The sequence below is a fragment of the Gordonia alkaliphila genome (genome assembly GCF_039542465.1).
GTDB classification, from domain to species: domain Bacteria; phylum Actinomycetota; class Actinomycetes; order Mycobacteriales; family Mycobacteriaceae; genus Gordonia; species Gordonia alkaliphila.
In genome coordinates this window covers 111,120-132,448 of the sequence record NZ_BAABIE010000009.1, presented here as the reverse complement: position 1 = coordinate 132,448, position 21,329 = coordinate 111,120, and the positions used below count along the sequence as shown (strand labels likewise).

Sequence of the window (21,329 nt, the reverse complement as noted above, 5' to 3'; positions counted from 1 at the left end):
TGGTGGAAGCGATCGTGTTGGCGGACGTGCGAACGGACGCTGAGCAGGCGGTGATCGCCGATTGGGCGGCCATCAATCATCCGGACGCGCGGGTGTCGACGCTGGAGCAGATCGACTTCGCTGCGCAACCGGACTCCACCGAGCTGATCCCGGTGCGCGTGGTCTGGCTGCCTCCGGTCCGGCGCGGCGAACGCCGCGTGTCTCTCGCCGACGCGGTGGTGCTGTCGAATCCGCGGAAGCCGCCGGCCTGGCGGCAGCCGAGCATTCGACGGCGCCACCCCGACCGGGTGCGCGTCGTCGAAGGCGCGTCGGCCACGATCGCCGAACTCGACGAGGCCTATCAGCGGCAGCAGGCTGAAGGGGAGTCGTTCGCGGCCTTCGTCGGCATGCGGGCGGCGCTCTCGGCCGAGCGTTCCGAGTTGGCACTGGTCGGCGATCGCTACAAGGTGCCGCGGCTGGTGGCCGAGCAGATCTCCTCGTCCGCACGGTTCCAGGCGTCCATCGCCGAGCTCGCCGCCGAGTTGGGCCGACCGGCCTCGTCGGTCGCCCGTGAGGCGACCGACAAGATGAGCACCTTCGTCGCGACCCAGAGTCGCCTGATGCGCGACGTCTTCAACTCCACCTTCCGCGGCCTCTACGAGCGGGCCTGGACGGTGTCGGTGGACCTGGACACGCTGGGCCGCCTCCGCACGCTGAACAAGTCCACGTCGCTCGTCTTCCTGCCGTCGCACCGCTCCTACGTGGACCCGCTGGTGCTCAGCGGCGCTCTGGATCAGCACGACTTCCCGCCCAACCTGGTGCTCGGCGGCAACAACCTGGCGTTCTGGCCGATGGGACCCATCGCCCAGCGCGCGGGCACCATCTTCATCCGCCGCCAGTTCGGCTCCGATCCCGTCTACAAGCTGGCGATGCGGTCGTACCTGTCGTTCATCGTGGAGAAGCGCTTCAACCTGGAGTGGTACATCGAAGGCGGGCGCAGTCGGACCGGGAAGCTGCGTCCCCCGATGCTGGGCCTGCTGTCGTACGTGGCCGAGGCCGTCGAATCGCTCGACGACGCCGACGTGACCGTGGTGCCCACCTCCATCGTCTACGACCAGTTGCCCGAGATCACCGCGATGGCGCAGGAGGCGGCGGGCGGCACCAAGCGGCCCGAGGACCTCAAGTGGCTGCTGCGCTATGCGCGCGGTCAACGCGTGCACCGCGGTGAGGCCCGGGTCCGGTTCGGCGAGCCGTTCTCGCTGCGCGAGCAGCTGGCCGCTTCCGGCCAGGGGCGGGCGCGCCTGGAGAAGGTGGCGTTCCGGGTGATGGACGAGATCAACACCGCCACGCCCATTTCGTCGACGTCGCTGGCCGGTTTCGCGGCGCTCGGAGCGGCCGACCGCGCGTATACGGCGGCCGAGATCGAGGTGATCCTGGCGCCGCTGCTGACTTACATCGCCGATCGTGGCCTGCCCGGGCCGGATCCGTCCCGCTGTCGTGGGCTGGGCCTGCTGGTGACGCTCAGCGAGCTGACCGAGGCCGGCGTGCTCTCCACCTACGACGGCGGTCCCGAGAAGGTATGGGGCATCGCTCCCGACAACCACGCGATCGCCGCGTACTACCGCAACGGTGCGCTGCATCACTTCGTCGACCGGGCGATCGTGGAGGTGGCCATGCTGGCCGTCGCCGACGGCACGGTGAGCCCCGCGAGCTCGGACGACATGCTGGCCGTCTCGCAGGCCGAGGCGTTGCGTATCCGCGATCTCCTCAAGTTCGAGTTCTTCTTCCCGCCGAAGAAGGAGTTCCTGCATCGCCTCGGCGCCGAACTCGACCTGCTCGCACCGGGGTGGCGGACCACGGTTCCCACGCAGAAGTGGGTGCACCAGTCGCTGCTGGCCAATGCGGGCAAACTGTTCGCGCGCCGGACCCTGCAGACCTTCTTCGACGCCCAGCTGGTGGTGGCCACGCTGCTGGCCGACCGCGGTAACGCACCCATCGACAAGGCCGAGTTCTTGATGGAATGCCTCGGGCTGGGGCGGCAACTGTCGCTGCAGGGCGTGGTGCAGAGCAAGGATTCGGTCTCGCGCGAACTGTACGACGCCGCGTTCCGGCAGGCGGAGAACATGGGCGCCATCGGCGGCGCCGAGGACGAGCAGGAGCGCATCCGCGCCGAGTGGCTCGCGGAAGTACACGAACTGCGTGACCGGTTGGCGCGCATCGCGGCGATCGAGGCCGAACAGGCCGCCGCGGCGGGACAGGAGGAAGATCGATGAGCGCGCTCGCCGACCGTCTACAGGAGATCAAGGATGCGCCCGCCGGCGACCGGGTCTGCGCGTTCTTCGACTACGACGGCACGCTGATCGAGGGCTTCTCGGCGACGGCCATCCTCCGGGCCCGCCTGCGCAGCCTGGAGTTCACCACCGAAGAGGTGACCGACGCCCTGCTCATCGCGCTGCGCGGCTGCACGTCCGAACAGGACTACGCCGAGGTGCTGGCCGCGACCCGACCGGCCTTCGCGGGCAAGACCTACGACGAGCTGCTGGCCTTCGGGGAGACGCTGTTCAAGACCGAGACCGCGGCCAAGCTGCGGCCGCAGATGTGGCAGGTGATCCGCGCGCACCGCGAGCGGGGGCACCGGATCGTCATCGCCTCGTCGGCCACCCGGTTCCAGATCGAGCCGATCGCCAAGGAGATCGGCGCCGACCGCGCCCTCGCCACCGACGTGGAAGTGGTCGACGGGATCGTCACCGGTGAGATCAAGGGCCGACCGCTGTGGGGCCCGGGCAAGGCCGCCGCCGTCCGCAGGCTGGCCCGCGAATGGGACCTGGACCTGGACGCATCGTTCGCCTACAGCGACGGCAACGAGGACGTCCCCTACCTCGAAGCGGTGGGACACCCGGCCGCGGTCTCGCCGCAGCGCGGGCTGCGCGGGGTGGCGGAAGCGCGCGGCTGGCCGATCCTGGACCTGCGCAATCCGTCGGCCAATCCGCTGGCGATGGCGGTGCGGACCGGCGCCTTCTACGGCACCTTCCTGGGTTCGGCGGCCGTCGGGTTCGCGAGCGGCCTGCTGGGCCGCGACCGTACCGAGGCCATGCAGGGTGCCGTCGCGAGCGGCCTCGACGCCGGGCTGGCGCTGGCCGGGGTCGACGTCGCGGTGCTCGACGGTGAGCAGTACCTGACCTCGGACCGACCGTGCGTATTCGTCTTCAATCACCAGTCCAAACTCGATCTGCCGGTGCTGATCCACCTGGTGCGCGGGCAGGCGACGGGGGTGGCGAAGAAGGAGATCCGCGACCTGCCGCTGTTCGGCTCCATCCTGTCGGCCGGCGGCGTGGTCTTCATCGACCGCGGCGACGCGGGTAAGGCGATCGAACAGCTGGAGCCGGTGGTCCGCAAGATTCAGGACGAGAAGTTCTCGCTGGTCGTCGCCCCGGAAGGCACCCGCTCGGCCACGCCGCGGATCGGCCCGTTCAAGAAGGGGCCCTTCCACATCGCCATGCAGGCCGGCGTCCCGGTGGTGCCGGTGGTGCTCCGCAACGCGGGCGAGATCATGTGGCGCGGTTCGCAATTGATCAAACCGGGCACCGTCGAGGTGCAGGTGCTGCCGCCGATCGACACCTCGGTTTGGCGCCCGGAGACGGTCGACGAGCACGCCGAGGAAGTGCGCCAGCAGTTCATCTCCACGCTCACCGACTGGCCGGTCACGGCCTTCGACGACGGGCGGATGACCAGAACGATGGGGATCTTCGAGTGGCGGGACAATTCCGATGACCAGTGAGGAGACGGCCGTGGCCCACACCGACGACACGGTGGACAAGCCGATCGCATGGGGCGAAGCGACTGAGATGAGCCCGGTCGACACGGTGATGTGGCGCGGTGACGCCGATCGTCGCCTGCGTTCGACCATCTGCATGCTCGAGATCTACGACACCGCACCGGGCTGGGACCGGCTGGTCGCCGCGCACGAGTGGGGCAGCCGCATGGCCCCGCGCTTCCGCGAGCGGGTGATCGAGTCGCCGCTGCGCACCGGTACCCCGAGCTGGGCCGTCGACCCCGACTTCGACCTGCATTATCACGTCCGACGGCTCCGGCTGGGCGGGGACAACAGCATGCGGGAACTGCTGAGCACCTGCGAGCAACTCGGCATGACGCCGCTGGATCCGGCCCGTCCGCCGTGGGAGGGCTACCTGATCGAGGGCCTGCCCGGCGGTCAGGCCGCCTACTTCCTGAAGGCGCACCACGCGCTCACCGACGGCTTGGGTGCGATCCTGGCGCTGGCGCAGCTGCATTCGACCAGTCGCGATCCCATCCCGGGCAAGCCGCAGCCGCCGGCCCCGCCGATCGTCGAACCGACCGCGCTGGAGGTGCTGCGGCGTCAGCTCGGCGAGGAGGCGCGACGTGTGCCGCGGCTGGCCGAGATGGCGGTCGACGGGGCGCTGGCCCTCACCTCGCCGCGTCGCGCGCTCAGCAGGGTGCTGCGGTACGGGCGCTCGGTGCCGCGGGTGGCCGGGATGATCAGCCCGCCCGGATCGCCGCTGCTCGCCGAGCGCGGGGTGGCGCGCCGCTTCAGCGCCTTCGAGGTGCCGTTCACCGCGCTCAAAGCCGCGGCTGATGCCACCCGCGCCTCTATCAACGACGTCTACCTGGCCGGTCTGATCGGCGGCTTCCGCCGCTACCACGAGCAGATGGGCACCATGGTGGAGGCCATTCCGATGGCGATCCCGATCTCGGTGCGGCAGCCCGACGACCCGGCCGGCGGCAACCGCATCGCGGTGGGTCGCCTGGCCGGCCCGGTCGGCATCGACGATCCGTTCGAGCGGGTGCTGACCATTCGCGAGCAGGTGCGGGCCGCCCGCAACGAGCCCGCGGTGGACATCTTCAACACCGCTGGACCGCTGCTGGCGTGGCTGCCCGGGCCGGTGCTGGCCCAGTTCAGCGGCACCACGGCGCAGAACGATCTGCAGGCGAGCAACGTGCCGGGCATTCCGTGGGAGACGTTCGTGGCCGGGGCGCGCGTGGAGCGGATGTTCCCCTTCGGTCCGCTGCCGGGCTGCGCGGTGATGGCCACCATGATCACCCACAACGGCGTCGCCTGCCTCGGGCTGAACTCGGACGCGGCGGCGATCGTCGATCTCGATCTGTTCGCGCAGTGCCTGGTGGAGGGCTTCAACGAGGTGATCGACCTGGCCGTCGACCCGGACGATCCGGACGTCGAGCCGCTGCCGCGGATGACCCGGTTCGGCTGAGCCCGCTCGTACGCGCCGGTACGACGACGCGGCTCAGGGGTTGGCGTACGACGCGAGGAACTCGGTCAGCATCTTCGCGGTGACCGGGCGCGGCAGCAGTTCGATGGCCGCGATGATCGCCGGCAGGTCGAGCGCGTCGCCCGCGACGGCGGGATCGGTGTGCGGATCGATACCGGCCGCCACCAGCGCAGCTTCGGTGGACGCCGAGTCGAGGGCGAGTGCATCGTCGACGGTGAGGGCGCCGGCGTCGAAGGCCTGCGCCAGCCCGGCGAGCGCTTCGGGAGCGGCGGCGCGGTCCTGACCGCGGGCCTGCGCGGCGCCGTCGGTCAGGGCGGCGATCAAGTCGTCGAGCACTGCCGCGGTCACCGGGGTCACCGTCAGGTGCGTGCTGGCCGGCAGTACGGTGCCGTCGTTCTGGGTGTAGCTCGGCTGTTCCTGCAGGGTGAAACCGTGGTCGGCCACCGCGGCCGACCAGCGGTGCGGGTCGATCGGTGCGGCCGACGTCGGATCGGCCACCACCGCGAAGACCGGTCCGTCCGGAGCTCCGACCACCGCGAGACCGTCGATGGCATCGACGGCGGCGCGCAGGGAAGCGGTGGCCCGAGCGATGGGCGCGACCAGTGCGGCGAAACCGTCGGGGCCGAGGTAGTCGGTGATGGCCCATGCGGACGCGAGTCCGGCCGCCGACCGCGATCCGAGCAGCGTCGGATTCACGATCGGATAGCCCGGCCACTCGGTGGTGGCGAAGAAGCCGGCGCGGTGCCGGTCGCGGTCGGTGTGCAGGATCACCGACGCACCCTTGGGGGCGTAGCCGTACTTGTGGAAGTCGGCCGAGATACTGGTGACCCCCGGAACGCGGAAGTCCCAGGCGGGCAACGGCTCCGGCCACCAGGCGAGAGCGAAGCCGCCCAGACAGGCGTCCACGTGCAGCGGCAGGTCGCGGGCCCGGGCCAGGTCGGCGATCTCGGCGATCGGATCCAGGGCGCCGGTCGGGTAGTTGGGGGCCGACGCGATCAGCAGGAAGGTGTCGTCGTCGATCGCCGCAGCCAGATCGGCGGGGCGCACGCGCGTGGTGGCCGGGTCGACGGGGACTCGCACGGCGCGGACGCCGAGGAGGCGGGCCGCCTTGTCGAAGGCGGCATGCGCGGTCGCGGGGAGCACGATGGATCCGGTGCCGGGGGTCGGGCCGGCGTGGTCGCGGGCCGCCTTCACGGCCAGCACGCAGCTCTCGGTGCCGCCGGAGGTCACCGAGCCGACGGCATCGGGACCGTGAAAGGCGGTGCGCGCGAACGCGATCAGGTCGCGTTCCATGGTGGCCACCGACCCGAAGACGGTGGGGTCGAGGCCGTTGACCGGCTGCACCAGTTTCGCGGCGGCGCCGGCGAGATCGTCGAGTTCGGCCAGCCCGGAGTCGTACACGTACGACAGGACGCGGCCGCCGTGGGTCGGTGCGTCGGTGGCGCGACGTCGAGCCAGCTCGGCGAGGGTGCGATGGTACTGCTCGGAATGGGTGCTCATGCGGGCTGCTCCGATCGGCGGTAGCGGGACAGGATCACCAGGCTCACCGCGATCAGGGCGGCGGGGACGAGGGCGAACCCGACGGTGATGCCGGTGAGAGCACCGTCGGTCTGGACCACCACTTCGTCGCCGGTGGAGGAGCGGAAGCCGGCGGCCGCCAGGACCAGCAGGTACAGGCCGGGTCCGATCGCCAGCCCCATCGTCTCCGACGCGGTCCACAGCCCGGAGAGGGCGCCGCCCTGATCGCGGCCCACAGCGGCGGACTGCTCGTCGATCACGTCCGGCAGCATGGCCAGCGGGAAGGTCTGCATGCCCGCGTAACCGATGCCGGCCACCGCGACCGAGGCGTAGATCCAGACACCGGGCGTCACGATGGCCGCGCCGAGTGAGGCGGCGGCGAGCATGAACAGGACCGACGCGGCAGCCAGTGCGCGCTGCTTGCCGAAGCGGCCGCCGATCCGCACCCACAGCGGCATGATCAGGATCGCGGGGGCCACCAGCGCGATGAACAGCGGTGTCAGTGCGTCCTTGTCCTCGAGGATGTACGTCGCGACGTACTGCGTGCCGGCCAGCATCACGGCGGTCGCCAACGCCTGCATCACGTAGACCAGCAACAGGATTCGGTAGTGGTGGTTGTGCTTGAGCGCCTCGAAACCGTCCCGGGTGCGCGAGGTGGCGGGGGGGATCGTCGGGTCCACCGCGGTGGCGCCGGCGCGGCCGGCCCAGTGCGTCGCGGCCGCCATGCCGAGCGTCATCAGCGCGGTGGTGGCCACCGCCATGGCGAGGTAGCCGCGGAAGCCGCCGTCGAACGCGTTGCGGATGGCGGGTGCGCCGGCACCGACCACCAGAATGGTGAGCGCGAGGACCACGATGCGGTCGGAGATCAGCTTGGTGCGTCCGTGATAGTCCGTGGTCAGGTCGGCCGGAAGCGCGATGTAGGGGACCTGGAACAGCGCGTAGGCCACCGCGGTCAGGGAGAAGAAGATCAGCACCCACAGTGCCGCGCCGCCGGACGACAGGCTGGTGGGGGTGGCGAAGGTGGCGATGAACAGCGGGACGATGGTGATCGCGCCCCACCACATCAGGCGGGTGCGGCGGCCGGTGGTGCCGAAGTCACGGTCGCTGCGGGCGCCGACCATCGGGTTGATCACCACGTCGATGATCTTGGGGAAGACCACCACGAACGACGCGAGTAACGGGCCCACGCCGAGAGTGTCGGTCAGGTAGTACGCCAGCACCAGACCCGGCAGGACGCCGAAGGTGCCGGTGCCGACGCTCCCGGCGGCGTACCCGAGGGACGTGCCGCGCGAGAGCGTCGGAGCGGTCATCGCTGATAGGACTCCACGGTCGCCCACTGATCCACCTTGCTGTTCGCGGCCCGGTACATGTCGGCCACCAGTGTGTCACCCTGCGCGCCGGCTTCCAGACGCATGCTCTGGATCCAGTCGGGGATCAGCCCGTAGTGGGCGTTGCCGTCGACGTTGACGTCGAACGACTTGGTGCCGGAGACCTGCCGGTACATCAGCGTGCCGTTCTCCGAGCGGTACGGGTAGCGGACCGGGTCGGCCGCGGCGTTCTCGCGCGGGGAGCCCTGGGTGCCCAGGCCGTTGGTGTCGGCGCCGAACGACAGTCCGAGGGGCGCGGCGCCCGACTTCAGGTGGCTGCGGAGGGTCCGCCAGTCCTGCACGAAATCCTCGGGTGCGCCGCCGTACAGTCCGACGGTGCCGCCGAGTGCGAGGATCCGGTTGTACACCGACTTGTCGGTCCACGAGTGGGTGCTCGTGACGCCCGGGTACTTGTGGGCCTCGGCGATCTGCAGGACCCGGTTGAGCGACTTCACCGACAGGTGGTCGACGTCGATCATCATGTTCCGCTTGATGGCGCCTTCCACGGCGTACGCGCCGAGAGCGGTCAGGCCCATCGCGTTGCAGCGATCGGGGCCGTCGAGCGGCGCCTGGTTGTCGCGCAGCGGGGTGCGGCAGGGTTCGGTCTGCCACGGGACGGCGGTGGCCAGCACCTGGCCGATGCCCACGGCGGCGCCGGTGAGATCGCTGTCGATGCGGGAACCGCCGAGCGCGTTGTCGAACTTGTGGGTGAGGATCATCTGCCGCACGCCCATGGCCTTGAGCTCGTCCATGCCGCGGTCGATGTCACCCTTGTCGCACTGTGGGACGTTGTTGATGATGCGGCAGCCGAAGGGCTCGGAGATCTCGATGCCCAGCGACACGGCGAGCTTGCCGGAGGCGATCACCGCGCGCGCCTCGGCGGCGCTGCGCACGATCCGCATGAAGCCCTTGCCGGGTCCGCCGGCCTGGGCGTCGATGTAGTCGATGAGCTTGTTGAGGCGACGGTGCTGCACGCGCACCGACTCCATCTCATCGCACGTCTCGTCGCCGAGCGGGTACAGCTCGCAGAGCACCCGGTTCTGGACGTAGTAGTTGTTGATCAGCCGCACGCCGCCGCGCCACGCGCGCTCGACCCACCGGTAGTAGGTCTGCTCGTGGGTCAGCGAGTACCACTTGGGCCAGCCCTCGAAGGTCGGCCAGCCGTCGCTGCTGTGCGGGCCCGGCTTGGACAGGACGTGCTCGAGCAGGGCGGGCATGCCGTCGGTGCCGTGGTCGGCGCAGTCCTTCAGTGCCACCGTGATGCCCAGCGGGCTGTACGGCTTGCCGCAGTGGATGCCGCCGCCGAGGAACTGCTCGGCCATCAGGTGGGCGTGGCCGTCGACGAAGCCGGTCAGCTCGCCCTGTGCGTTCACGCCGGGCGTCGGGCCGCCGTCGACGTTCAGCTGCGCCTCGGGGAAGGTGCGGCAGCCCTGCGCGGGGGTCAGCGCGACGGTGCGGGCGGTGGACCGCTGCGTCGTCGACGTCATCCGGTAGCCGTCGCCGGTTGCGCGCACCGACCAGATCGCGTCGTTGGACAGCTGGTGCTGCGCGGCGACGGTCTTGCCCGCGGCGGTCAGCACGCGTCCGGCGGTGTCGTAGAAGAGGAATTGGCCCAGGTCCGCGGCCTTGGCGTAGTACTTGCCCGCGGGCACCTTGGGGCCGGTCAGCTGGTAGCACTTGCCGGCCAGCGAGTAGGCGGGTGACCCGGTGGGCTCGGCCTGGGCCGGGCCGGTGAGAGCGCCCGGCACGGACGCGGCGACCAGCACCGTGATGACGCTTACCAAGAGGATACGAAGGTGTCGCGCCACTCCCCGAGATTCATTCATATGCAAGAACCTACTAGAACGCGTTCTAGTCAGATGGGAGGGTCCGTTCGTCGGAATGTCCGCGGTTTCCCCGCGCGGGGAGATAGCGTGCGGTAGTGACCGATTCCCTGGCCGAACGAGTGGCGAATCTCGAGGCGATAGAACAGATCAAGGCCCTGAAGTACCGGTATTGGCGAGCGTGTGACGGTAAGGATCCCGCCGGATTCTCCGCCTGCTTCGTGTCAGAAGACGCGGTGATCGACTACGGCCGGATGGGTTCCTTTACCGATGCGGCGCCGATGGTGGACGTCTTTCGGCGGTTCGCCTGCGCGGAGGTCGACGAGCAGTACGTGGTGCTCGACATGCACCACGGCACGCACCCCGACATCGAGATCACCGGGGACGGCACCGCGCGCGGCCGGTGGTCGCTGCAGTTCCGCCAGATCAACGTGATGAACCGCACCGAGACGTTGGCCGTCGGCGAGTACGTCGACGAGTACGTGCGCGTGGACGGTCGCTGGCTGATGTCGGTCTGCCGCTTCACCGAACAGTGGTGGCACGTCCGCGCGCTCGGCGAGGATGAGAAGGTCATGCAAGGCCAGGTTTCGGTGAACTAGGCGTACCCATGAGCGTCGCGCCGAAGACCTTCGATGCGCACATGCACATCATCGACGCGGCGCACCCGCTGGTGGAGAACAACGGCTATCTGCCCGACGAGTTCACCGTCGCGGACTACCGCGCGCATCGACGGACTGGGCGTGACCGGCGGAGCGGTGGTCTCCGGGTCGTTTCAGGCCTTCGACCAGGGCTACCTCATCGACGCGCTGGACGAGCTCGGCCCGAGTTACGTGGGCGTCACGCAGATTCCCGTCGACACCGACGATGCGCAGATCCGGGCTCTGCACGACGCCGGGTTCCGCGCGGTGCGGTTCAACGTCGCGCGCGGCGGCTCGGCCGATCTCGACGATCTGGAACTGCTCGCCCGCCGGGTCCATGCCCTCGCCGGCTGGCACGCCGAGTTCTACATCGACGCCGCCACCGTCGACGACGACCTGGCCGAGCGCATCGCGGGCCTGCCCGCGGCGAGCATCGACCACCTCGGCATGCGCGCCGAGGGCCTGCCGCGGCTGCTGCGGCTGGTGGAGCGTGGGGTCAAGGTGAAGGCCACCGGGTTCGGCCAGATCGAGCTCGACCCGGCGGCGGCGATCGCGGCGATCCTGGCCGTCGACCCCACCGCGCTCATGGTCGGCACCGATCTGCCGTCCACACGGGCCCGTCGCCCGTTCCGCGACGACGACTTCGACCGCATCGCGCAGGCGGTCGGGTCCGGGCACCTCGACGACGTCTTCTGGAACAACGCTGCGGCCTTCTACCTGGGTGAATAGGCGAGGGAATGAACCGGACCGCGGTTCGGTTAGTTCGAGTATGAAGAAGATTGGCTTTCTGTCCTTCGGTCACTGGTCCGACTCGCCGGGGTTGCAGACCCGTTCCGCCTCCGATACGCTGCTGCAGTCCATCGACTTGGCGGTCGCCGCCGAGGAGTTGGGCGCCGACGGCGCCTACTTCCGCGTGCACCACTTCGCGCAGCAGCTCGGTTCGCCGTTCCCGCTGCTGTCGGCGATCGGCGCCAAGACGTCGAACATCGAGATCGGCACCGGCGTGATCGACATGCGTTAGCGCATGTCTGAGTTATGGCGTTGGACGGAACACCTATTGCTTGCGGGCACGCGCAGCCCGCAGTCCGTTGGCGATGACGACGACTTCGGCGACCTCGTGCACGAGGACGACCGCTGCCAGGCCGAGCACGCCGGTGATCGCCAGCGGCAGCAGCACAGTGATGATCGCCAAGGACAGCACGATGTTCTGGTTGATGATCCTGCCGCCGCGGCGGGCGTGGCGCAGAGCCTGCGGGATGAGGCCGAGGTCGTGGCCGGTGAAGGCGACGTCGGCGGACTCGATCGCGGCGTCGGAGCCGGTCGCGCCCATCGCGATGCCCACGGTCGCCCCGGCCAGGGCGGGCGCGTCGTTGATGCCGTCGCCGATCATCGCGGTCGGCGACGTCTCCGAGAACCCGGCGACGATGCGAGCCTTGTCCTCGGGACGCAGCTCGGCGTGCACGTCGCCGATCCCGGCCAGCTTCGCCAGCGCAGCAGCGGTGCGGGAGTTGTCGCCGGTGAGCATGCTCACCTCGACGCCCTGGTCGCGCAGGGTCCGCACGACCTCGGGGACCTCGGGGCGCAGCTCGTCGCGGACGCCGATCGCCCCGGCCAGGAAGCCGTCGACGGTGACGAGCACGCAGGTCTGCCCCTCGGCCTCCAGGTCCTCGACCCGGGCCTTGAGCGGACCGGCGTCGATCCAGCGCGGACTGCCCACCGCCACCCTGCGGCCGTCGACCAGGCCACCGATGCCGTGCCCGGCCTCCTCGGCCACGTCCTGCGCGGCGGGGGTTCCCCGGCCCGCGGCGGCGATGGCGGCGGCGAGTGGGTGCGTCGAGTGCTGCTCCACGGCGGCAGCCCAAGCAAGCACCTGCGCATCGTCGAACCCATGGGCGGCGACGATGGCGGTTACCTCGGGCCGGTTGCGGGTCAGAGTGCCGGTCTTGTCCACGGCCAGGTGCCGGATGCCGCCGAGGCGCTCGAAGGCGGCCCCGCTCTTGATGACGACGCCGAACTTGGTCGCCGCGCCGATCGCGGAGACCACGGTGACGGGCACCGCGATCGCCAGCGCGCAGGGGCTGGCCGCGACGAGGACGACCAGGGCGCGGGTGATCCAGGTCTCCGGGTCGCCGAGCAGGGACCCGAGCACGCCGACGAGGACGGCGAGGACCATCACGCCGGGCACCAGCGGGCGGGCGATCCGGTCAGCGATCCGGGCTCGGTCGCCCTTCTCGGCCTGGGCCTGCTCTACCAGCTCCACGATCGTGGTCAGCGAGTTGTCGGTGCCCGCGGCGGTCGCCTCGACCTCCAGCACGCCGGCGCTGTTGATCGCGCCCGCCGACACCGCTTCTCCGGGCGCGACCTCGACCGGGATCGATTCACCGGTGATCGCCGAAGTGTCCAGGCTCGACCGGCCCGAGCGGACCAGCCCATCGGTCGCGACCCGCTCGCCAGGGCGGACCAGCAGCACGTCGCCGACGGCGATCTCCCTGGCCGGGACCGAGGCGGAGGTCCCGTCGCGCAGCACGGTCGCGGTCTCCGGCACGAGCTTCAGCAGCGCGCGCAGCCCGCCGCGGGCGCGGTCCATCGCCTTGTCCTCCAGGGCCTCGGCGATCGAGTAGAGGAACGCCAGCGCGGCCGCCTCCTCGACGTAGCCGAGGATCACCGCGCCCACGGCGCTGATCGTCATCAGCAGCGCGATCCCGAGCTTGCGCTTCACAACGAGATTCCGGATCGCACCGGGCACGAACGTATACGCGCCCAGCAGCAGGCCCGCCCAGAACGCGACCAGCGCCGCGATGTGCAGCCCCGACCACTCCAGCGCCAGGCCGGTGCCGAACGCGACGCCGGAGAGGATCGGCACGACCAGGCCGGGATCACGCCACCACGGGCGCTCTGCCTCCTCTGCCTCGTCCGCGGGGCTGGTCGTCGGCTCGTCGCAGCCGCAGGCGGCGCTCACGAGGCGTCCCCCGAACTGCTCGCGGCGCAGCAGCCCGGCACCGAGCAGGCCGGGTCGATGCACGGCGCGCTCTCGTCCACGGCGAGGGTCACATCGACCAGTGCCGTCAGCGCCGCGGCCAGGTGCGGGTCGGCGATCTCGTAGCGAGTCTGGCGGCCCTCGGGCTCGGCGACCACGATCCCGCAGTCGCGCAGGCAGGTCAGGTGGTTGGACACGTTCGAGCGGGTCAGCCCCAGCTCGCGCGAGAGCACCGCGGGGTGGCTCGGGCTGTCGAGCAGGGACATCAGGATGCGGGAGCGCGTCGGGTCGGCCATGGCCCGGCCGAGCCGGTTCATGACGTCAAGACGCGAAGCAATGGTCAGCATGCACTGAACTATACAGCAGCCGCTGACCTAACGTCCAGTTGTCGCGGCTGCCGCACGCGCTGCGCGCGCTTGCCCTCGTGAGGCGTGATCACCTCTTGCGCCAGCGGGGCCACTTCGGCATCCCGCGGCCCTTCCAGGTCTCCACGAGACCCGCAACCCAGCGGACGGACGCGAAGAGCCCGTAGCCGGCCCCGGCGAGGCCAGCGCCGACCACGAGCCACCGGCCGATGCCGAGCCACACGCTCCCGTCCACGTCCAGCGCCCACTGAACACCCGTGATGAGCCCGGCGATGCCCATCCAGAGACCGGCGACGACCACGGCCACCGGCAGGAGAACGAGGCACATCGCGGCGGCGGCGGACCAGAGCTGTCGCGCCTCCAGCTTCGCCGTCGCGGCGATGATCCGCTCCGCCCGCGCGTTCGAGGCGTCGAGGCTCGCGGTCATCGTGGCCGAAGCCTCCCCGGCGACCTGCTCGACAGCCTTCTCGACCCGTTCCTCGGTGCGCTTCTCGATCCGCTGGACCGCGCCGCCGACCTGGCTCACGAGCTTCTGGTTCGCTGTGACCTGCGCCTTCAGACCCTCAATCGCCGAGGCCGTAGCCGCGCGATTCTTCTGCGCCTCCGCGACCAAGCTCCGCGACGCGGCGTTCAAGCTCTCGCCGTTGAGACTCTGCGCGAACTCGCCGAGCGTGCTCGCGATCTCGTTCTGCCTGCTCTCGACGCTCGCGATCCTCACGGACATGTCGCTGGAGAGCGAGGAGGTCGACGGTGGGGCCGTGATCCGCTCCAGTCGCCTCGTCGTCTCCTCGTCCATGACCTTCACGAACCGCGCGAGCCTCTTCTGCTGCTCGTTCAGCGTGGCGAGCCGCGTGTTCTGCGCCTCGACGGCGGTGAGGATCGAGGTCAACAGCTCCGTCGTCTCCGGGCTGCCGAGCTGCTGCGGCGACTGCTCGGGCTCGTTCTGCTGCTTCAGCCTGTCGAGCGCTGCGCTCATGTTCCTGCTCCTTCTGCTGCTGGTGGTAGTCGAAGAACGCCTGCGCGCCCTCCGGGGTGAAGTCCGCCGAGAGCGCAGACGTGCGCTTGCGGCGCTCGGCGCGCCAGGACTCGCCGCGGCGGTCCTCGATATAGAGCGTCCAGGTCTCCTGACCGGCGCGCTTTCCCTTCTTGCTGACGGGGCTGTGCAGACGCATCCGCGGCACGCGCTTCCCGTCATCGCCGAGCTGCTGGTTCTGCTCCGCGATCACCGCTTCGAGACCGGCCTTGTCCACCGCACGGGGATCGGCCAGTGCGGCGCTCATCCGGTCGCCCATCTCGCGGTCGAGCCCGCCCTCGGCGAAGTCCTCGCGGCGCAGTTCCCAGTCCTTCGGCGCGTGCTCCAGCCGCTTCACGACCGAGAGCCCGTGCTCTCGCATCAGCTCGTCGTTCGCCGACTGCACGCCCCGCTGGTTGCCGGCTTTGCGATCGTGGAACGTCCGGTAGTCCGAGAGCGCCTTTCCGGTCCGGTTGTTGTGGTTTATCACGAGAATGTGGTTGTGCGGCTTCTTCCCACGCCCATCGACATGACTCACGACGAGGCAGTCAGAATCCGGGTGCATCTTCTTCGCGAGCTGATAACCCAGATCGTTCACCCGCTGCACGTCCTCCGGATTCTTCGGGTCGAACTCCTCGTCGCTGAACGACTGACGGTAATGCAGCGCCTCGACCTCGCGCGTGGTGTTCTGCGTGAGGGCCCTAGCGCGCACCGAGAACGCACCGGGGCCGCCCGGCACGTCGCACGTGATCGCGACCCCGCGCTCGTCCTCCTTGCCCCGGATGTAGCGTTCCGTGTCTCCGGCGCTGGCGCTCGGGCTGTAGTGCGTCGTGCTCACGATGCCGTCCGATCCCCGAGTAGAGCGCGGACCTCGCGCAGCAGCTCGATCAGCTCGGGCACGTCCTCCGAGAGCGTCACGGGCTCACCGGCCCGTGCGCGCCGGTCCAGGTCGTTGACGTTGATCGCCAGCGGGCGCACCTGAGCGGCCAGCTCCCGAGCGTCCGCCGAGACCTGCACGCGCGCCTCGAACCCGAGCAAGTGCGCGGCCACGGCGGCGTCCAGCTCCTCCGAGCGGGAGGCGTGCAGGGCATCGCGCACGACGGTCCGCACCCACGTGCTCGGAGCCAGCCCGAGCCGCTTCGCACGAGTGCGAAGCGCCGCGAGCGTCTCCTCTCCGAAGTCGGTATCGAGCTTCGCGCGGCCCCCACGACGACGCTTCGCGCCGCCGTGACTCTGCCGCACAGCCTCCGCATCAGACCGACCGGTGTTCACCTGGGAGTCGGTCTGCTGCTCCACCTGTACGCCAGAGTGGCAAGCAGTAGCCGTGTCGGACATATCGCTGACGCTCATGTCCTCCCCGGCTGCTTGCGAGGGGCCTCCGGCCCCCTCGACCCCCTGGAAGGGCGCAGCGCGTTCGGTGCTCATGCGGCACCTCCCATCAGCGCCAGCGGCACGTCAGGGCTCCGCACCGCGAGCCCGCCCAGCAGCTCAGCGACCGCGCCCTCCGCGTCGTGTTCCGCCGAAGTCTCCGGACCGTAGGTCAGTTCCCGCGACCCGACGTTCTGGTGGTACGCGTTGCCGTACATGCCGGGCGTGTGCGGGGCGGTCGGGATGCTGCACTGGTGCCACTCGTAGGGCTCGATCTTCCCGATGTGCTGCACGAGGTAACGATTGATGTCGTCGGCACGATAGACCTTCACGACCGAGGCCAGGCGGCGGATGAACTGGTCCAGCGCCTCGTCCACGTTGCCCTTCTGGCGGGCGTAGTAGAAGAACTCGACAGGCTCGATCGTCGCCGTGATGACGATAAGGCGCGGGGCCACCTCGCCCTTGTTCTTGTACCGAGCCTTCGCAGGCGAGGCGTTGTACGGATCAAGCAGCAGCAGCCAGTCGTTCGCATCCATCGCCGAGGCCCGCAGATCGTCCAGCAGCAGCAGCACCTCCTCGCCTCGCCAGTCATCAAGCGGGTTCCCCGTCGCGGCCCGGTAGACCTGCCACCGCTCGCCGGGTGTTGCAACCGCTACATGCGCTACGAGAATCCGCCGGCGGCCGGCTGCAGCTGGGCATCTCGCGGGGATCGCCCGAGCAGGTGGTGGAGGGTTACAAGTACTTCGGCTACGTACCCGGCGAGGGGGAGACCGACGCCGATCTCGCGCGCCAGCACACGTCCGTGTTCCTCGACGTGGTGTCGGGGCGCAAGTTCGCCCAGCCGAGTCCTCGGCCGATGTTCCCCAACCCGCCCGGTCTGCTGCGCGTGGAGCCGTACTCGCACGGACTGCGGGAGCGGATCTGGTGGGGTTCGGCCTCGCGCGCCACGGCCAAGTGGACCGCGGAGCAGGGCATGAACATGATGTCGTCGACGCTGCTCACCGAGGACACCGGCGTGCCGTTCCATCAGCTGCAGGCCGAGCAGATCCAAGTCTTCCGCGATGAGTGGGCGCAGCAGGATCACGGTTTCGAGCCGCGAGTCTCGGTGAGCCGCAGCATCTTCGCGCTCGTCGACGACCGGGACCGCGCCTACTTCGGTCCTCGCGGCGACGATCAGGATCAGATCGGGTACATCGAGGGCGACGTCGCGCGCTTCGGCAAGTCGTACGCGGCCGAGCCGGACGTGCTGATCGAGCAGTTGCGGGAGGACGAGGCGATCGCCGCGGCCGACACGCTGCTGCTGACCGTTCCGAACCAGTTGGGCGTGGAGTACAACGCCCACGTGATCGAGTCGATCCTGACCCACGTCGCGCCCGCCCTCGGCTGGCGCTAGTACGCGGGACTCGGCCGATCAGCCGCGGTCGGCGAGAAAGGCGGTGATCCACGCGTGGATCACCGCCTTCTCGCGTTCCGGGCGGTCGCGCAGGACTGCGCCGATGGCGAGGCCGCGGAGCAGACTCAGCAGACCGTCGACGAAGACGTCGCGGTTGTCGTCGGACAGGTCGCTGGTCAGTGGGCCGAGGATCTCGCGGATCTGCTCGAGGAGTCGATGGGCGCCGGGTCGCAGGGCGTCGCGCAGTTCGGGCTGAGTGCGCGCGGCGGTCCACAGTTGCAGGCCGGCGATGAACGTCGGTCGGCGGGTGATCTGGTGGATCACCTCGACGGCGCTGTCGAGGGACTGGCCGGGGGTCAGCGCGGCGCGGACTTCGGCGGCCTGCGTGTCGGCCAGATGGTCGACGGCCGCCACCGCGATCGCCGACATGGAACCGAAGTGGTGGGTCAGCGCGCCCCGGGTGACGCCGGCCGCGGTCTGCACCCGCTGCATCGTCATCCCCGCGTAACCGTGGTCCACCAGCACGTCGACGGCGCCGAGCACGATCGCTTCGCGGGTGCGCAGCGCTCGCTCTTGACGGGGTGGGGTGGTCACGGCAGAATCATGTCACAAGCAAAACAGACCAAATGATCTGTTTTGAATCCGGAGAGATGAGGACTGACGCAATGGCGATGGCAGTGACCCATATCCGCAGGGGAGCGGCGGCGCACGCCGACCGCACCGCGGTGTACTTCGGCGACGACACATTGACCTTCCGCGAGGTCAACGACCGCGCCAACCTGATCGCCCATCACCTGCTGGCGGCCGGTGTCGCGAAGGGCGCGCACGTCGCGCTGCTGGTGAACAACGGTCTGGACTCGATTCCGATGGACTTCGCGGCCATCAAGACCGGTGTGGTCCGCGTCCCGCTGAACGCGCGGCTGTCGCTCGACGAGCACGCCGCGATGCTGGAAGGCTCGCGTGCGACCGTCGTCGTCGCCGATGCCTCGCTGATCGACCGGGCCGAGGAACTGCGCGAGCGGTTCCCGGAGCTGACGGTGCTCGGGCTCGGTGTCGTTGCGCCGGCTTCCGGGGTGGATCTGCTCGCGCCGACGTCGGAACCGGTGGGCGAACCGGACGTCGAGTTGGTTCCCGAGGATCCGACGCTCATGCTCTACACCTCCGGGACCACCGGCAAGCTCAAGGCCGTGATCCACACCCAGGCGTCCTACGGTGCGGTCGGTGCCAACATTCTGGCCAACCTGCTCGATCCCAAGCACGACTCGGTGATGCTGCACGCGGCCTCATTGATCCACGCCAGCGGCACCTTCGTGCTCCCGTACTGGATTCGCGGCGGTGCCTCGGCCATCCTCCCGGCCTTCGATCCGGCCGCGTTCGCCGCGGCCGTCGGCCGGTATCGCGTCACCGAGCTGAACCTGGTGCCCACCATGTTCGCGATGCTCCTGAGTACCGGCGTGCTCGACGACGCCGATCTGAGTTCGCTGCGCAAGGTGATCTACGGTGCGAGTCCGATGCCCGCACCGGTGCTGGAGCGGTCGATCGCCGCGTTCGGCCCGATCCTGGCGCAGTACTACGGCCAGACCGAAGCGCCGCTGGTGATCGCCGCGCTGAGCGAAGAAGATCACGCGGATCGCTCGCTGTGGGGCGCCTGCGGCATTCCGTCCGCCGACCTGGAACTGAAGCTCCTCGACGAAGACGGCAACGAGGTGGCGCCCGGCGAGATCGGCGAGATCACGCTGCGGGCACCGTTCCAGATGGCCGGCTACTACGACGCCGATGAGCTCAACGCGGCCACCTTCACGGCGGACGGCTGGATCAAGACCCGTGACCTCGCCCGCTTCAACGAGCGCGGCTACCTGGTGTTGGTCGACCGCACCAGCGACATGATCATCACCGGCGGTTACAACGTGTACCCGCGCGAGGTGGAGGACGCCCTCGCCAGCCATCCGGCCGTCGCCGAATGTGCCGTCGTCGGCGCCCCGGACGCCACCTGGGTGGAGGCCGTGACCGCGTTCGTCGCCGTCAACCCCGGCGCCGAAGTCACCGAGGCCGAGCTGATCGCGCACGTCCGCGACCAGATCGCCGCGCACAAGGCGCCCAAGAGCGTGCACTTCGTCGACGCGATCCCGAAGTCGGCGGTGGGCAAGATTCTGCGCCGCGCGCTGCGCGAGCCGCTGTGGGAGGACGCCCGATGAACGACGTGCGGATCGAACGCGACGGCGACGTATTCCTGGTGATCATGGCGCGGCCGGAACGGCACAACGCCGTCGACGGTCCGATGGCCGCCGAACTGGCTGCGGCCTTCCGCGAGTTCGACGACTCCGACGCGAAGGTCGCGGTGCTGGCCGGCGACGGCCCGTCGTTCTGCGCGGGCGCCGACCTCAAGGGGGTGGGCACCGAACGCAGCAACGTGGTGGCCGTCGACGGCGACGGCCCGATGGGCCCCACCCGGCTGGACCTGGACAAGCCGGTGATCGCGGCGATCCACGGCAACGCGGTGGCCGGCGGTCTGGAACTGGCGATCTGGTGCGATCTGCGAGTGGCCGACGACGACGTGACGCTCGGCGTGTTCTGTCGTCGCTGGGGCGTGCCGCTGATCGACGGCGGCACCATCCGCCTGCCGCGCCTGATCGGGCACAGCCGCGCGATGGACCTGATCCTCACGGGCCGCCCGGTGGACGCCGCCGAGGCGCTGTCGTTCGGCCTGGTCAATCGCGTGGTTCCGGCCGGTACGGCGCGGGAGGCCGCAGTGGCCCTGGCCCACGAGATCGCCCGGATGCCGCAGACCTGCATGCGTGGGGATCGTCGGTCGGCGCGGGAGCAGTGGTCGCTCGACGAGCCGGCCGCCCTCGAGCGCGAGTACCACCTGGGCGTCGCGTCGCTGACTGCCGACGGGCTCACCGGTGCCGGTCGCTTCGCGTCGGGCAAGGGCCGCGGCGGCGACTTCACCGATATCTGACCGCGCCGTTCGCGGCAGTGCCGCACACGGGCGGCTCCCCACCCCACAGGCGGCAGCCGGGGGAGCCGCCTGGGGGGTCGGGTGCCGCCTTCGTGTCCGGGTGACGCCTTTGCGTCGCGGTGGCACTAGGGCTGCAGCTGCAGGTGGAGGATCGGGTAGGGGCGGCCGTCGCCGTCGAGGTCGTCGCGCCCGACCTGGGTGAAGCCGTGGTGGAGATAGAAGCCGAGCGCGCCGGGGTTCTGTTCGTTCACGTCGACGGCGCGGACGCCGAGGTCGGCGATCGTCGCGCGCAGCAGCGCGGTACCGACGCCGGTGCCGCGGGCGTCGTCGGTCACGAAGAGCATTTCGAGATTGCCGTCGGCCACTCCGGCGAAGCCGACGGGCGTGCCGCGCCGTTCGGCCACGAGCAGGGTCACGGCGGGGAAGTACAGCGCGGCGAGACTGCCCTCGATGCGTGCGAAGTCGGACTCGGCGAGGAAGTCGTGCGTCGCACGCACCGCACTGCGCCAGATGTCGACGAGGGCCGGGTACTCCTCGGTGCCTCGGGAAGCGCGAATCTCGGTGTCGTGCGGGTTCGGCATGGAAGGCTTCCTTGTCGTCCGAGTCGACAGCGCGAGACTGGTCGGCAGCTCATGACCGGTCAGCAGAATGTCGTGTTGTGGTTGT

18 protein-coding genes and 2 pseudogenes are annotated in these 21,329 nt (G+C 69.8%); 9 read left to right on the top strand and 11 right to left on the bottom strand.

The features are described 5' to 3' along the window. The first annotated feature begins 2 nt into the window (after positions 1-2). Genes ABD989_RS11210 through ABD989_RS11200 form a run of 3 tightly spaced genes read left to right on the top strand, consistent with a single transcriptional unit; the run spans position 3 to position 5,225 of the window. Positions 3-2,252 (top strand): glycerol-3-phosphate 1-O-acyltransferase, encoded by a 2,250-nt coding sequence (locus ABD989_RS11210; RefSeq protein ID WP_345313584.1) that lies wholly within the window; start codon positions 3-5, stop codon positions 2,250-2,252. Continuing rightward, complete coding sequence (locus tag ABD989_RS11205) at positions 2,249-3,757, top strand: HAD-IB family hydrolase (RefSeq protein WP_246995157.1); 1,509 nt, start codon at positions 2,249-2,251, stop codon at positions 3,755-3,757. The genes ABD989_RS11210 and ABD989_RS11205 overlap by 4 nt, the downstream gene beginning before the upstream one ends. Next, a complete protein-coding gene (locus tag ABD989_RS11200; protein WP_246995159.1) occupies positions 3,747-5,225 on the top strand; it encodes a wax ester/triacylglycerol synthase domain-containing protein in 1,479 nt (492 codons plus the stop codon). Before ABD989_RS11205 ends, ABD989_RS11200 begins: the two co-directional genes overlap by 11 nt. 33 nt (positions 5,226-5,258) lie before the next feature. Here ABD989_RS11200 and ABD989_RS11195 read toward each other — a convergent pair whose 3' ends face one another. Genes ABD989_RS11195 through ABD989_RS11185 form a run of 3 tightly spaced genes read right to left on the bottom strand, consistent with a single transcriptional unit; the run spans position 5,259 to position 9,912 of the window. Continuing rightward, positions 5,259-6,743 carry a pyridoxal phosphate-dependent decarboxylase family protein gene (locus ABD989_RS11195; protein ID WP_345313550.1) on the bottom strand — a complete coding sequence of 495 codons (1,485 nt, stop codon included), beginning with the start codon at positions 6,741-6,743 and terminating at the stop codon, positions 5,259-5,261. Then, the gene (locus ABD989_RS11190) at positions 6,740-8,071 is read right to left on the bottom strand and encodes an MFS transporter (RefSeq protein WP_345313549.1); all 1,332 of its coding nucleotides are present in this window, start codon (positions 8,069-8,071) and stop codon (positions 6,740-6,742) included. Before ABD989_RS11190 ends, ABD989_RS11195 begins: the two co-directional genes overlap by 4 nt. After that, positions 8,068-9,912, bottom strand: coding sequence for a sphingolipid ceramide N-deacylase (locus ABD989_RS11185; RefSeq protein ID WP_345313548.1), 1,845 nt, complete (start codon positions 9,910-9,912; stop codon positions 8,068-8,070). The genes ABD989_RS11190 and ABD989_RS11185 overlap by 4 nt, the downstream gene beginning before the upstream one ends. 137 nt (positions 9,913-10,049) lie before the next feature. Here ABD989_RS11185 and ABD989_RS11180 point away from each other — a divergent pair, with 137 nt between their 5' ends. From ABD989_RS11180 to ABD989_RS11170, 3 genes and pseudogenes are all read left to right on the top strand, one after another. Continuing rightward, entirely contained in the window at positions 10,050-10,550 is a 501-nt protein-coding gene (locus ABD989_RS11180) for a nuclear transport factor 2 family protein (protein ID WP_246995167.1), read from the top strand. 8 nt (positions 10,551-10,558) lie between these two features. Continuing rightward, positions 10,559-11,318: pseudogene (locus ABD989_RS11175) on the top strand (amidohydrolase family protein). A gap of 40 nt (positions 11,319-11,358) precedes the next feature. After that, positions 11,359-11,607, top strand: a pseudogene (locus ABD989_RS11170) (LLM class flavin-dependent oxidoreductase); the annotation flags it as partial. Between the two features lie 36 nt (positions 11,608-11,643). Here ABD989_RS11170 and ABD989_RS11165 read toward each other — a convergent pair. From ABD989_RS11165 to ABD989_RS11140, 6 genes are all read right to left on the bottom strand, one after another. After that, entirely contained in the window at positions 11,644-13,548 is a 1,905-nt protein-coding gene (locus ABD989_RS11165) for a heavy metal translocating P-type ATPase (RefSeq protein WP_003780583.1), read from the bottom strand. Continuing rightward, positions 13,545-13,913 (bottom strand): Cd(II)/Pb(II)-sensing metalloregulatory transcriptional regulator CmtR, encoded by a 369-nt coding sequence (cmtR, locus tag ABD989_RS11160; RefSeq protein ID WP_003780589.1) that lies wholly within the window; start codon positions 13,911-13,913, stop codon positions 13,545-13,547. The genes ABD989_RS11165 and cmtR overlap by 4 nt, the downstream gene beginning before the upstream one ends. 88 nt (positions 13,914-14,001) lie before the next feature. Further along, on the bottom strand, positions 14,002-14,457 hold the full coding sequence (locus tag ABD989_RS11155; protein ID WP_017195603.1) for a hypothetical protein: 456 nt from the start codon (positions 14,455-14,457) through the stop codon (positions 14,002-14,004). Between the two features lie 37 nt (positions 14,458-14,494). After that, a complete protein-coding gene (locus ABD989_RS11150) occupies positions 14,495-15,781 on the bottom strand; it encodes a relaxase/mobilization nuclease domain-containing protein (protein ID WP_345313547.1) in 1,287 nt (428 codons plus the stop codon). Then, on the bottom strand, positions 15,778-16,293 hold the full coding sequence (locus tag ABD989_RS11145) for a hypothetical protein (protein ID WP_345313546.1): 516 nt from the start codon (positions 16,291-16,293) through the stop codon (positions 15,778-15,780). The genes ABD989_RS11150 and ABD989_RS11145 overlap by 4 nt, the downstream gene beginning before the upstream one ends. A gap of 71 nt (positions 16,294-16,364) precedes the next feature. Further along, positions 16,365-16,883: a hypothetical protein gene (locus ABD989_RS11140; RefSeq protein ID WP_345313545.1), complete on the bottom strand. Its 519-nt coding sequence runs from the start codon at positions 16,881-16,883 to the stop codon at positions 16,365-16,367. Positions 16,884-16,951: 68 nt separating this feature from the next. Here ABD989_RS11140 and ABD989_RS11135 point away from each other — a divergent pair, with 68 nt between their 5' ends. Further along, positions 16,952-17,704: an LLM class flavin-dependent oxidoreductase gene (locus tag ABD989_RS11135; RefSeq protein ID WP_308221356.1), complete on the top strand. Its 753-nt coding sequence runs from the start codon at positions 16,952-16,954 to the stop codon at positions 17,702-17,704. Positions 17,705-17,722: 18 nt separating this feature from the next. Here the strand turns inward: ABD989_RS11135 and ABD989_RS11130 are convergent, their stop codons facing one another. Next, positions 17,723-18,298 carry a TetR/AcrR family transcriptional regulator gene (locus ABD989_RS11130; protein WP_345313544.1) on the bottom strand — a complete coding sequence of 192 codons (576 nt, stop codon included), beginning with the start codon at positions 18,296-18,298 and terminating at the stop codon, positions 17,723-17,725. A gap of 56 nt (positions 18,299-18,354) precedes the next feature. Between ABD989_RS11130 and ABD989_RS11125 the strand changes: the two genes are divergently transcribed. Together ABD989_RS11125 and ABD989_RS11120 are read left to right on the top strand one after the other, a co-directional pair. Beyond that, on the top strand, positions 18,355-19,899 hold the full coding sequence (locus ABD989_RS11125; protein ID WP_345313543.1) for an AMP-binding protein: 1,545 nt from the start codon (positions 18,355-18,357) through the stop codon (positions 19,897-19,899). Continuing rightward, on the top strand, positions 19,896-20,663 hold the full coding sequence (locus tag ABD989_RS11120) for a crotonase/enoyl-CoA hydratase family protein (protein ID WP_345313542.1): 768 nt from the start codon (positions 19,896-19,898) through the stop codon (positions 20,661-20,663). Before ABD989_RS11125 ends, ABD989_RS11120 begins: the two co-directional genes overlap by 4 nt. A 125-nt stretch (positions 20,664-20,788) precedes the next feature. On the opposite strand, the gene ABD989_RS11115 is transcribed toward ABD989_RS11120, so the two are convergent. Next, a complete protein-coding gene (locus tag ABD989_RS11115) occupies positions 20,789-21,244 on the bottom strand; it encodes a GNAT family N-acetyltransferase (protein ID WP_246995183.1) in 456 nt (151 codons plus the stop codon). Between the last annotated feature and the right edge of the window lie 85 nt (positions 21,245-21,329).